The following is a 10497-nucleotide window of genomic DNA, read 5'->3' as shown; positions in this document are numbered from 1 at the left end:
CTGCACATTCGCCGACTTCGAGGAACTGGTGCACGAGCGCAGGGCCAAGGTGCTCGACCGCCTGGCAGTCGACCACTTGCATCGCAACGGGTGGGTCGGCCGGCTTTGGCCTAATCTTCTAGGTGAGATCGGCATCTATCGCGTCAGCAGCCCGGGCCTGCAACAGCACCAGGTCGCAGTCTGACGCCCCGCGGAGGAATCACCCCATGCGTCGCCTGACCCTGCTCCTGATCAGCCTGTGCCTGGCCCTGCCGGTGCTGGCTGCCGATGCCGCCCGCCCCGAGCGCAAGGAAGTGTTTGGCGATGTGACGGTGCACTACAGCGCCTTCACATCGAGCATGCTCACACCCGAGGTGGCCGCAGCCACCGGCCTGGTGCGCAGCAAGAACCAGGGTGTGCTCAACGTTGCAGTGCTCAAGGCCAACAAGCCTGCCACGGCGTTAGTCAGCGGCACGGTCAAGGACCTGACTGGGCGCAGCAGCCCGCTGTCGTTCAAACAGATTACCGAACCGGGCGCGGTGTACTACATCGCCCAGTTCAAGATCGAACAGCCCGAAACCGTCACCTTCGACCTGAATATCGAAACCGGCGGCATCAGCAACTCCCTCAGCTTCAACCAGGAAGTGTTCCCAGGCGAATGATGAATTTCCAGCAACTCGTATTGGCCAGCCACAACGCCGGCAAACTCAAGGAACTCCAGGCCATGCTCGGCCAGTCTGTGCAACTGCGCTCGATCGGCGAGTTCAGCCAGGTCGAGCCGGAAGAGACCGGCCTGTCGTTCGTTGAAAACGCCATCCTCAAGGCACGCAATGCCGCACGCATTTCCGGCCTGCCGGCCCTGGCCGACGATTCGGGCCTGGCGGTGGACTTTCTCGGCGGCGCACCGGGCATCTACTCGGCGCGCTATGCCGATGGCAAGGGCGACGCGGCAAACAACGCCAAGCTGCTCGAAGCCCTGAAAGACGTGCCGGAAGCCGAACGCGGTGCCCAGTTCGTCTGCGTGCTGGCGCTGGTGCGGCATGCCGACGACCCGCTGCCGATCCTGTGCGAAGGCCTGTGGCACGGGCGCATTCTGCTCCAGGCCAGCGGCGAGCACGGTTTTGGCTACGACCCGCTGTTCTGGGTACCAGAGCGCAACTGCTCCAGCGCCGACCTGGCCCCGGTAGACAAGAACCAGCTCAGCCACCGCGCCCGCGCCATGGTCCTGCTGCGCCAACGTCTGGGCCTGGCATGATCGCGACGCTGTCCCATTCCGGCGTGGCCGGCTTTACCAGCCTGCCGCCGCTGGCGCTGTACATCCACATCCCGTGGTGCGTACGCAAATGCCCGTACTGCGACTTCAACTCCCACGCTGCCGGCCCTGAACTGCCGGAAGACGCCTACGTCGCCGCCCTGTTGACCGACCTCGACCAGGAGCTGGCCGCCGTACAGGGCCGCCCGATCAGCTCGATCTTTTTCGGCGGCGGCACCCCTAGCCTGTTCAGTGCCAATGCCCTTGGCCAGCTGCTGCGGGGCGTGGAGCAGCGCATCCCGTTCGCGCCCGACATCGAGATCACCCTGGAGGCCAACCCCGGCACGTTCGAGCAGGACAAGTTCAAGGCCTATCGGCAGACCGGCATCAACCGCCTTTCGATCGGCGTGCAGAGCTTCCAGCCGGCCAAGCTGCAGGCGTTGGGGCGCATCCACAATGGTGATGAAGCGATCCGCGCCGCCGGCATGGCACGCGCCGCCGGCTTCGACAACTTCAACATGGACCTGATGCACGGGCTGCCCGACCAGTCGCTGGACGACGCACTGGGCGATCTGCGCCAGGCCATCGACCTGGGGCCGACCCACTTGTCGTGGTATCAGTTGACCGTGGAGCCGAACACGGTGTTCTGGAACCAGCCACCCGAGCTGCCGGAGGACGACATTCTCTGGGACATCCAGGAAGCCGGCCAGGCGCTGATGGCCAGGCACGGTTTCCGGCAGTACGAGGTTTCGGCCTATGCCCAGCCAGACCGTGCTGCCCGGCACAACCTCAACTACTGGCGCTTTGGCGACTTCATCGGCATCGGCGCCGGCGCACACGGCAAGCTGACCTTTGCCGACGGGCGCATCCTGCGTACCTGGAAAACCCGCCTGCCCAAGGACTACCTGAACCTGGCCAAGCCGTTCAAGGCCGGCGAGAAGCTGCTGCCAGTGGACGAGCTGCCGTTCGAGTTCCTGATGAATGCGCTGCGCCTCACCGATGGCGTGGAGGCTGAACTGTTCACTCAGCGCACCAGATTGCCACTGGAGCAACTGCGCGAGGCACGCCGTGCTGCCGAACAAAAAGGCCTTTTGCAGGTCGAACCGGATCGACTGGCAGCCACGCCACGGGGCCAGTTGTTCCTCAATGACCTGCTGCAGTATTTCTTGACCTAAGGACGACCCATGGATCTGGTACTTGATCTGCTTGCGACGGTTTCCCGCTGGAGCCGCGGCAACCTGTCGGAGATTTCGCTGGCCTTGGTAGGCTGCCTGCTGGTGCTGTTTGGCAGCGATGTCAAAGGCTGGGCCGAACAACGCCTGGGCAGTCTGGCGGGTGCCCTGCGCGTGCCGTTCATGGCACTGATGGTGATGATCGGCAGCGGTGCGGCGCTGATCTATGCCACGCCTTGGGTGGTCAAGGGGCTGAGCCAGTTCAACAACTATGCGTTGGCGCCGGTATTATTGGTGGTGCTGGTGATCATTGGCGTGGTGGCTGACCGCCGCGGGTAAGCCTGCTAAAAGCTGCCCCGGAGAACCAGGGCAGCCCTACCACCCGACTACCCTTTAGCGGGCGTCATCGAAGTGATCGCGCATGAAATCCCGACATTTTCGTATGGAGGGTTTTCAGTGACGCCCCGGAGCGAAAGGATACTCAGTCCTGTCGCTCACATAAAAAAAACCGCCTTTCTCAAGGCGGTTTTTTTGCGCCTGCATTTCTGCAGGCAGCAGCGCACCGAAAGGCCGGATCAGCCGATCAATCCACCTTCTCGAACTTCAAGTCCCACACCCCATGCCCCAACCGCTCACCGCGACGTTCGAACTTGGTAATCGGGCGCTCTTCAGGGCGTGGCACGTAGCTGCCGTCGGCTGCAAGGTTGCGGTAGCCCGGGGCCGCGCTCATCACTTCAAGCATGTACTCGGCATACGGCTCCCAGTCAGTGGCCATGTGGAACACGCCACCGGGCTTGATCTTGCGCCGTACCAGCTCGGCGAATTCCAGCTGGACGATGCGGCGCTTGTGATGGCGCGCCTTGTGCCATGGGTCGGGGAAGAACAGCATCAAGCGGTCGAGGCTGTTGTCCGCCACGCAGCGGTTCAGCACTTCGATCGCATCGCAGTCATACACCCGCAGGTTCTTCAGCCCCTGGGTCAGCACGCCGTTGAGCAGCGCGCCAACACCCGGGCGGTGCACTTCCACGCCGATGAAGTCCTGATCAGGCGCGGCAGCCGCCATTTCCAGCAGGGAATGGCCCATGCCGAAGCCGATCTCCAGGGTGCGCGGCGCCGAACGGCCGAATACCTGGTCGTAGTCCACCGGGCTGTCGGCCAGCGGCAGGATGTACAGCGGGCCGCCCTGGTCCAGGCCGCGCTGCTGGCCTTCGGTCATGCGCCCGGCGCGCATCACGAAACTCTTGATGCGGCGGTGCGGGCGGGCTTCGCCGTCAGGGGTGCTCGGCGTATCGTGCGATTCAGTCATCTGTGGCTCTTACTTGATCAGACCATCCAGCGGCGAAGAGGCGCTGGCGTAGAGTTTCTTCGGCATGCGGCCGGCCAGGTAGGCCAGGCGACCAGCGACGATGGCGTGCTTCATGGCTTCGGCCATCAGCACCGGCTGCTGGGCATGGGCGATGGCCGAGTTCATCAGCACGGCCTCGCAACCCATCTCCATGGCAATGGTGGCGTCGGAAGCGGTACCCACGCCGGCATCGACCAGCACCGGTACCTTGGATTCTTCCAGGATGATCTGCAGGTTGTAGGGGTTGCAGATCCCCAGGCCGGTACCGATCAGGCCAGCCAGGGGCATGACCGCGATGCAGCCGGCTTCGGCCAGCTGACGGGCGATGATCGGGTCATCGCTGGTGTACACCATCACGTCGAAACCGTCCTTGACCAGCACTTCGGCGGCCTTGAGGGTTTCGATCACGTTGGGGAACAGGGTTTTCTGGTCGGCCAGCACTTCCAGTTTCACCAGCGTCCGGGACTCATGCGATTTGCGCCCATCGAGCAGTTCGCGCGCCAGCCGGCAAGTGCGTACGGCTTCCACCGCATCGAAGCAGCCTGCGGTGTTCGGCAGGATGGTGTATTTGTCGGGAGACAGCACGTCGAGCAGGTTCGGCTCGCCCGCATTCTGGCCAAGGTTGGTGCGGCGCACGGCGACAGTGACGATTTCGGCACCCGAGGCCTCGGTGGCCAGGCGGGTTTCTTCCATGTCACGGTACTTGCCGGTGCCGACCAGCAGGCGCGACTGGAAAGTACGCCCGGCCAGGGTGAAGGGCTTGTCGCTACGAACGTTGCTCATCGTTGTTCCTCGGGAAAAGGTTGCAGGGCTTGCTTGTGAACCGCCGGGCTGCTGTCAGCCGCCACCGATGGCGTGGACCACTTCGACCTGGTCGCCGTCGTTCAGCAGCGTGCTGTCGTGCTGGCTACGCGGCACGATGTCCAGGTTCAGTTCCACTGCAACCCGGCGCCCGCCCAGCTCCAGACGCGTCAGCAGGGCTGCAACGCTCTCGCCGGCAGGCAGTTCGTAAGGTTCACCGTTCAGTTGAATGCGCATGCGCACGGCCACCATTGTTCTTTGGGGCCCGCATTCTAGCGCCGAACCACCCTGCAACCCAAGGGCGGTGCACGCCATTAGTCGCGATTGTGGACCACTTGGTCAGCCCAGCCGCCAGGCTGCCAGGCCCAGGCACAGCCAGCCGGCGAGGAAGCACAGGCCGCCGATTGGGGTGATGATGCCCAGCTTGCTCACGCCGCTGAGGGTCAGCAGGTACAGGCTGCCGGAGAACAGCACAATGCCCAGGGCGAACAGGCCGCCGGCCCAGCCGACCAGGCGCCCCGGCAAGTGCGCTGAAAGCACCGCAACGGCAAGGATCGCCAGGGTATGGACCAACTGGTAGGTCACACCGGTGTGGAAAATCGCCAGGTAGTCCGCCGTCAGCCGGTTCTTCAGGCCGTGGGCAGCGAAGGCACCCAGGGCGACCCCGGTAAAGCCGAAAAAGGCGGCAAGCATGAGGAAGCTGCGAAGCATTGGGACGACTCCTAGGATCGGGTCTGTATAATGGCCCCTTCCACCCGTACGGCCAAGCCATCGACATGCTGCCAACCCTTCTTCGCCGCCTCACCCGTGCCCTGCTCTGGTTTGCTGCCGGCAGCATCGTGCTGGTGCTGGTGTTTCGCTGGGTGCCGCCGCCCGGCACTGCCCTGATGGTCGAGCGCAAGGTACAGTCCTGGGTGAATGGCGAGCCGATCGACCTGCAGCGCGACTGGCAGCCGTGGGAAAACATTTCCGACGAGCTCAAGGTCGCGGTCATCGCTGGCGAAGACCAGAAGTTCGCCAGCCACTGGGGTTTTGACATCCCGGCCATCCAGGCGGCACTGGCCTACAACGAGCGCGGTGGCAGCGTGCGTGGTGCCAGCACCCTCACTCAGCAGGTGGCCAAGAACCTGTTCCTGTGGTCGGGCCGCAGCTGGCTGCGCAAGGGCCTGGAGGCCTGGTTCACCGCGCTGATCGAATTGTTCTGGTCGAAAGAACGAATTCTCGAGGTTTATCTGAACAGTGCCGAGTGGGGCAAGGGTGTATTTGGCGCCCAGGCAGCGGCGCGCTATCACTTTGGCGTCGATGCCAGCCGGCTCAGCCGTCAGCAGGCCGCGCAGCTGGCGGCGGTGCTGCCGAGCCCGATCAAGTGGAGTGCCAGCCGGCCGAGTGCCTACGTGGCCAGCCGTGCCGGATGGATTCGCCGGCAGATGAGCCAGTTGGGTGGGCCCAGCTATCTGATGCAGCTCGACACTCCGCGGAAGCTTTAAGGGCCTTTTCGCGGGCACGCCCGCGAAGAGGCCCTTAAAGCCACAAACAAAAAAGCCGCTCACCCGATCAGGGCCAGCGGCTTTTCAGTGCAGCCAAGGCTGGATCAAACAGCGATCAACGCCTTGACCTTGTTCATCGCATTCTTCTCCAGCTGGCGAATGCGCTCAGCCGAAACGCTGTACTTGTCCGCCAGCTCATGCAACGTGGCTTTCTCTTCGGCCAACCAGCGCTGATACAGAATGTCGCGGCTACGCTCGTCCAGCCCTTGCAGCGCTTCGTGCAGGTTGCTGGTGGAGTTATCGCTCCAGTCGGCATCCTCCAGCTGCACCGCCGGGTCGTACCGGTGGTCTTCCAGGTAATGCGCAGGCGACTGGAAGGCGCTGTCGTCGTCAGCTTCCGCTGCCGGGTCGAAGGCCATGTCCTGGCCGCTGAGGCGGCTTTCCATCTCGCGCACTTCACGCGGCTCGACGCCAAGGCTTTCCGCTACGCGATGCACTTCGTCGTTGTTCAGCCAGGCCAGGCGCTTTTTCTGGCTGCGCAGGTTGAAGAACAGCTTGCGCTGGGCCTTGGTGGTAGCCACCTTGACGATGCGCCAGTTGCGCAGGATGAACTCGTGGATCTCTGCCTTGATCCAGTGCACGGCGAAAGACACCAGGCGCACGCCCATTTCCGGGTTGAAGCGTTTGACGGCTTTCATCAGGCCGACGTTGCCTTCCTGGATCAGGTCGGCCTGGGCCAACCCGTAGCCGGCGTAGCTACGGGCAATGTGTACGACAAAACGCAGGTGGGCCATCACCATTTGACGAGCGGCCTCGACATCCTGCTCATAATAGAGACGCTCGCCCAGATCCCGCTCCTGCTCGACCGTCAGCAGCGGGATGCTGTTGACCGTGTGCACATAGGCTTCCAGGTTCGCACCGGGTACCAGGGCATAGGCAGGTTGCAACGATGTGGTCATTCAAGAACCTCCGACTTACCAGACTCGCACCTTGTGGGTGCTGCCAACATTGACCTGGAACGACGGTACAAGTTCCAAAGTGAAGAAAATGTCAATGCTGGCACGTAAAAACTATCGCGGCGCCAGCTCGTTCAGGTGGCGGGCGACTGCAATCCATGCACCGATATACCCCAACAGCACCGCTCCGATCAAGAGCGACAGACCATCGGACGCCGGCACCCCGCCCAAGGCGAAGTCACTGCCGTACAGCCCGGAAAGCCCTACTACGGCCTCGTTCAGCCAGTTCAGGCCAAACGCCAGGATGGCCCACGCCAACAGGCCCGCACCCAGGCCATACAGGGCGCCCATGTACAGGAAAGGCCGGCGTACATAGGCGTCGGTGCCACCTACCAGCTTGATCACTTCGATCTCGACACGGCGGTTTTCAATATGTAGACGAATTGTGTTACCGATTACTAACAGCAGGGCCGAAATCAGCATCACGGCCAGGCCGAAGACGAAACGGTCACCCAGCTTGAGAATCGCCGCCAGACGCTCGACCCACACCAGGTCAAGCTGTGCCACTTCAACCCGCGGCAGCTCCGAAAGCCGCTGACGCAGGGCCTCCAGCGCCGGTTTGTCGACCTCGGTCGGGGTCACCACCACCACACCAGGCAGCGGATTATCAGGCAGTTCACGCAAGGCCTCGCCCAGGCCGGATTGCTGCTGGAACTCCTCCAGCGCCTGCTCGCGGCTGACATACTGGGCGTCCGACACCCCCGGCATACCCTTGATCTCGTCGCGCAGCGCCTCGCCATCGCGGCTACCGGCATCGAGCTTGAGGTATAGCGAAATCTGCGCAGCGCGCTGCCACGAGCCACCCAACTGTTCGACGTTCTCCAGCAGCAACGACAAGCCCATGGGCATGCTCAGCGCCACCGCCATCACCAGGCAGGTAAAGAAGCTGCCGATAGGCTGCTTGCCAAGGCGGCGCAGGCTGTCGGCCATGCTGGCACGGTGGCTTTCCAGCCAGGCATGCAGCAGGGTGCGAAAATCCGGGCCGTCATCGTCTTCACCGCGCTTTTTCTTCGTCGGCTGCGGGTCGGCCGGCTTCGGCGCAACCCGCTCGGAAACTTTCGGCGTACGTGTAGTGCTCATTGCCCGGCCTCCCCATCGCCGATCAAGCGGCCGCGCTGCAAGGTCAGCATGCGGTGGCGCATGCGCGCAATCAGTGCCAGGTCGTGGCTGGCGATCAATACCGTGGTACCCAGGCGGTTGATGTCCTCGAACACGCCCATGATCTCTGCAGCCAGGCGCGGGTCGAGGTTACCGGTGGGTTCGTCGGCCAGCAGCAGGGCCGGCTGGTGAACGATGGCGCGGGCAATACCTATCCGTTGCTGCTGCCCGGTGGACAGATCGGCCGGAAACAGCTCGCCTTTGTCGGCCAGCGATACACGCTCCAGCGCCGAGTCCACCCGTTTGCTGATCTCTGCCTTGGACAGGCCCAGAATCTGCAGCGGCAGGGCAATGTTGTTGAACACCGTGCGGTCGAACAGCAGTTGGTGATTCTGGAACACCACGCCGATCTGCCGGCGCAGGAACGGGATCTGCGCATTGCTGATCTGGCCCAGGTCCTGGCCTGCCAGCAGCAGTTTGCCACTGGTCGGGCGTTCCATGGCCAGCAGCAGGCGCAGCAGGGTACTTTTGCCAGCACCCGAGTGGCCTGTGACGAACAGGAATTCGCCCCGGCGCGCCCGGAAACTCAGTTCATGCAAACCCACATGACCATTGGGATAGCGCTTGGCAACCTGTTCGAATCGGATCATGGTCAGTCTCGCTCGGCGAACAGAGCCTTGACGAACGGCTCGGCTTCAAAGGTGCGCAGGTCGTCGATGCCTTCACCGACACCGATGAAGCGGATGGGCAGCTTGAACTGCTTGGCCAGGGCGAAGATCACCCCGCCCTTGGCAGTACCGTCCAGCTTGGTCAGGGCCAGGCCGGTCAGTTCGACGCTCTGGTTGAAGTACTTGGCCTGGCTGATGGCGTTCTGGCCGGTGCCGGCATCGAGCACCAGCAGCACCTCGTGCGGCGCGTCGGCATCGAGCTTGCCGATGACCCGGCGAACCTTTTTCAGCTCCTCCATCAGGTTGTCCTTGGTGTGCAGGCGGCCGGCAGTGTCGGCGATCAGCACATCGGCGCCACGGGCCTTGGCGGCTTGCACCGCATCGAAGATCACCGAGGCGGAGTCGGCACCGGTGTGCTGAGCGATGACCGGGATCTGGTTGCGCTCGCCCCACACCTGTAACTGCTCGACCGCTGCAGCGCGGAAGGTATCGCCAGCGGCCAGCATCACCTTCTTGCCTTCAAGCTGCAGCTTCTTGGCCAGCTTGCCGATGGTGGTGGTTTTGCCGGCGCCGTTCACGCCAACAACCAGGATCACGTAGGGCTTGTTCTGCGCCTGCACCTTCAGCGGCTGCTCGACCGGGCGCAGCAGCGCGGCCAGCTCTTCCTGCAGCGACTTGTACAGGGCATCGGCATCGGCCAGCTGCTTGCGCGCGACCTTCTGGGTCAGGTTCTGGACGATGGCCGACGTGGCTTCCACGCCGACGTCGGCGGTCAGCAGGCGGGTTTCGATTTCGTCGAGCAGGTCGTCATCGATGACTTTCTTGCCCATGAACAGGCTGGCCATGCCCTCGCCGATGCTGGCGCTGGTCTTCGACAGGCCCTGCTTGAGGCGGGCGAAGAAGCCGGGTTTGGCCTGCTCGGCCACGGCGGGCGCGGCTTCAGCCTGTGGTTCGACGACGGTGGTCGCGACCGCGGCGGTGGCCACCGGCGCAGCAGGCGCTGGCTCAGGACGCTCAGGGATGACGGGCGGCGCTTTGGGCTCCAGATCTGGCACCAGGGCCACAGGCTCTTCGGCAACTGGCAATACCAGGTTGCTGACTGGCGCGGCCTGCTCGACGACCGGGCCAGGCTCCGCCGGCGCGGCCTGGACCGGCTGCACGGCTGGTGCATCCAGCGGCGGCACCGCGACCGGCTCCGGAGCCGGCAACGGCTGAACGGCAACCGGTTCAGCCTCGGAGGCTTCGACTACCGGGTACTGGACGGATTCCGCGACCTGCGTCGGCTCAACCAGCGGCGCAGCCGCAGGGGCCTTGACGGGCTCGGCGGCATGCGGTGTTTCGGCAGGCGATACCTCGACCGGAGCGGCTACTGGCGGCTCGACGGCGGGGGCTTCATTCGCGGGCAAGTCGGGTTGCTGCGGTTTCTTGCGAAACCAGCTGAACAGGCCTTTCTTTTCACCAGCCTCGGCCGGCGCTTTCTTGTCGTCGTTGGAACCAAACATGGAAGACGGCTATCTCAGGGTAGCGATGAGCCAGCAATGGCGCATCGGGAATTCTTTCTACGCAGAACAGACTATCTTGAAGCCGGCTGGTTCATGCGCAACGTTTTGTCGAAGTGTCCTGTGGGCCAGAACGGCGACAGGCATGGTCGCCAGGCAACCGGATCAGTATCCTAGCAT

General features: G+C 63.5%; 14 protein-coding genes. 6 read left to right on the top strand and 8 right to left on the bottom strand.

Going from position 1 to position 10497, the window contains the following annotated elements:
* The 5 genes from HP546_RS19165 to HP546_RS19145 form a co-directional block, all read left to right on the top strand.
* The coding region (locus HP546_RS19165) for a methionine biosynthesis protein MetW (protein WP_218584556.1) at positions 1 to 184 on the top strand (184 nt) is incomplete at its 5' end.
* A gap of 22 nt (positions 185 to 206) precedes the next feature.
* Positions 207 to 641 carry a DUF4426 domain-containing protein gene (locus HP546_RS19160; RefSeq protein WP_172228376.1) on the top strand — a complete coding sequence of 145 codons (435 nt, stop codon included), beginning with the start codon at positions 207 to 209 and terminating at the stop codon, positions 639 to 641.
* Positions 638 to 1234 carry an RdgB/HAM1 family non-canonical purine NTP pyrophosphatase gene (rdgB, locus tag HP546_RS19155; RefSeq protein ID WP_172228374.1) on the top strand — a complete coding sequence of 199 codons (597 nt, stop codon included), beginning with the start codon at positions 638 to 640 and terminating at the stop codon, positions 1232 to 1234. The genes HP546_RS19160 and rdgB overlap by 4 nt, the downstream gene beginning before the upstream one ends.
* On the top strand, positions 1231 to 2406 hold the full coding sequence (hemW, locus tag HP546_RS19150; protein WP_172228372.1) for a radical SAM family heme chaperone HemW: 1176 nt from the start codon (positions 1231 to 1233) through the stop codon (positions 2404 to 2406). The genes rdgB and hemW overlap by 4 nt, the downstream gene beginning before the upstream one ends.
* A gap of 9 nt (positions 2407 to 2415) precedes the next feature.
* Positions 2416 to 2742: a DUF3392 domain-containing protein gene (locus HP546_RS19145; protein ID WP_172228370.1), complete on the top strand. Its 327-nt coding sequence runs from the start codon at positions 2416 to 2418 to the stop codon at positions 2740 to 2742.
* Positions 2743 to 2986: 244 nt separating this feature from the next.
* On the opposite strand, the gene trmB is transcribed toward HP546_RS19145, so the two are convergent.
* The 4 genes from trmB to HP546_RS19125 all read right to left on the bottom strand — a co-directional run bounded on the left by trmB (position 2987) and on the right by HP546_RS19125 (position 5260).
* Complete coding sequence (gene trmB, locus HP546_RS19140; RefSeq protein WP_172228368.1) at positions 2987 to 3709, bottom strand: tRNA (guanosine(46)-N7)-methyltransferase TrmB; 723 nt, start codon at positions 3707 to 3709, stop codon at positions 2987 to 2989.
* Positions 3710 to 3718: 9 nt separating this feature from the next.
* Entirely contained in the window at positions 3719 to 4531 is an 813-nt protein-coding gene (locus HP546_RS19135; protein ID WP_028698437.1) for a thiazole synthase, read from the bottom strand.
* 54 nt (positions 4532 to 4585) lie between these two features.
* A complete protein-coding gene (gene thiS, locus HP546_RS19130) occupies positions 4586 to 4786 on the bottom strand; it encodes a sulfur carrier protein ThiS (protein WP_172228366.1) in 201 nt (66 codons plus the stop codon).
* A gap of 102 nt (positions 4787 to 4888) precedes the next feature.
* A complete protein-coding gene (locus HP546_RS19125; protein WP_172228364.1) occupies positions 4889 to 5260 on the bottom strand; it encodes a DUF423 domain-containing protein in 372 nt (123 codons plus the stop codon).
* Between the two features lie 65 nt (positions 5261 to 5325).
* On the opposite strand from HP546_RS19125, the gene mtgA reads away from it, so the two are divergent.
* Positions 5326 to 6036 carry a monofunctional biosynthetic peptidoglycan transglycosylase gene (gene mtgA, locus HP546_RS19120; RefSeq protein WP_172228362.1) on the top strand — a complete coding sequence of 237 codons (711 nt, stop codon included), beginning with the start codon at positions 5326 to 5328 and terminating at the stop codon, positions 6034 to 6036.
* A 104-nt stretch (positions 6037 to 6140) separates the two neighbouring features.
* On the opposite strand, the gene rpoH is transcribed toward mtgA, so the two are convergent.
* The 4 genes from rpoH to ftsY form a co-directional block, all read right to left on the bottom strand.
* Positions 6141 to 6995, bottom strand: a complete 855-nt coding sequence (gene rpoH, locus HP546_RS19115) for an RNA polymerase sigma factor RpoH (RefSeq protein WP_015272155.1) — start codon at positions 6993 to 6995, stop codon at positions 6141 to 6143.
* A gap of 111 nt (positions 6996 to 7106) precedes the next feature.
* Positions 7107 to 8132 carry a permease-like cell division protein FtsX gene (gene ftsX, locus HP546_RS19110; protein ID WP_172228360.1) on the bottom strand — a complete coding sequence of 342 codons (1026 nt, stop codon included), beginning with the start codon at positions 8130 to 8132 and terminating at the stop codon, positions 7107 to 7109.
* Entirely contained in the window at positions 8129 to 8800 is a 672-nt protein-coding gene (ftsE, locus tag HP546_RS19105; RefSeq protein ID WP_172228358.1) for a cell division ATP-binding protein FtsE, read from the bottom strand. Before ftsE ends, ftsX begins: the two co-directional genes overlap by 4 nt.
* 2 nt (positions 8801 to 8802) lie before the next feature.
* Complete coding sequence (ftsY, locus tag HP546_RS19100) at positions 8803 to 10320, bottom strand: signal recognition particle-docking protein FtsY (protein WP_172228356.1); 1518 nt, start codon at positions 10318 to 10320, stop codon at positions 8803 to 8805.
* Positions 10321 to 10497: the final 177 nt, after the last annotated feature.

The sequence above is a fragment of the Pseudomonas sp. CM25 genome, assembly GCF_013179705.1.
Taxonomy (GTDB): Bacteria; Pseudomonadota; Gammaproteobacteria; order Pseudomonadales; family Pseudomonadaceae; genus Aquipseudomonas.
This window is presented reverse-complemented; position numbering and strand designations above follow the sequence as displayed.

Coding starts and splice junctions, on each gene's coding strand:
- HP546_RS19160 (WP_172228376.1), top strand. CDS start 207: ATGCGTCGCCTGACCCTGCTCCTGATCAGCCTGTGCCTGGCCCTGCCG.
- rdgB (WP_172228374.1), top strand. CDS start 638: ATGATGAATTTCCAGCAACTCGTATTGGCCAGCCACAACGCCGGCAAA.
- hemW (WP_172228372.1), top strand. CDS start 1,231: ATGATCGCGACGCTGTCCCATTCCGGCGTGGCCGGCTTTACCAGCCTG.
- HP546_RS19145 (WP_172228370.1), top strand. CDS start 2,416: ATGGATCTGGTACTTGATCTGCTTGCGACGGTTTCCCGCTGGAGCCGC.
- trmB (WP_172228368.1), bottom strand. CDS start 3,709: ATGACTGAATCGCACGATACGCCGAGCACCCCTGACGGCGAAGCCCGC.
- HP546_RS19135 (WP_028698437.1), bottom strand. CDS start 4,531: ATGAGCAACGTTCGTAGCGACAAGCCCTTCACCCTGGCCGGGCGTACT.
- thiS (WP_172228366.1), bottom strand. CDS start 4,786: ATGCGCATTCAACTGAACGGTGAACCTTACGAACTGCCTGCCGGCGAG.
- HP546_RS19125 (WP_172228364.1), bottom strand. CDS start 5,260: ATGCTTCGCAGCTTCCTCATGCTTGCCGCCTTTTTCGGCTTTACCGGG.
- mtgA (WP_172228362.1), top strand. CDS start 5,326: ATGCTGCCAACCCTTCTTCGCCGCCTCACCCGTGCCCTGCTCTGGTTT.
- rpoH (WP_015272155.1), bottom strand. CDS start 6,995: ATGACCACATCGTTGCAACCTGCCTATGCCCTGGTACCCGGTGCGAAC.
- ftsX (WP_172228360.1), bottom strand. CDS start 8,132: ATGAGCACTACACGTACGCCGAAAGTTTCCGAGCGGGTTGCGCCGAAG.
- ftsE (WP_172228358.1), bottom strand. CDS start 8,800: ATGATCCGATTCGAACAGGTTGCCAAGCGCTATCCCAATGGTCATGTG.
- ftsY (WP_172228356.1), bottom strand. CDS start 10,320: ATGTTTGGTTCCAACGACGACAAGAAAGCGCCGGCCGAGGCTGGTGAA.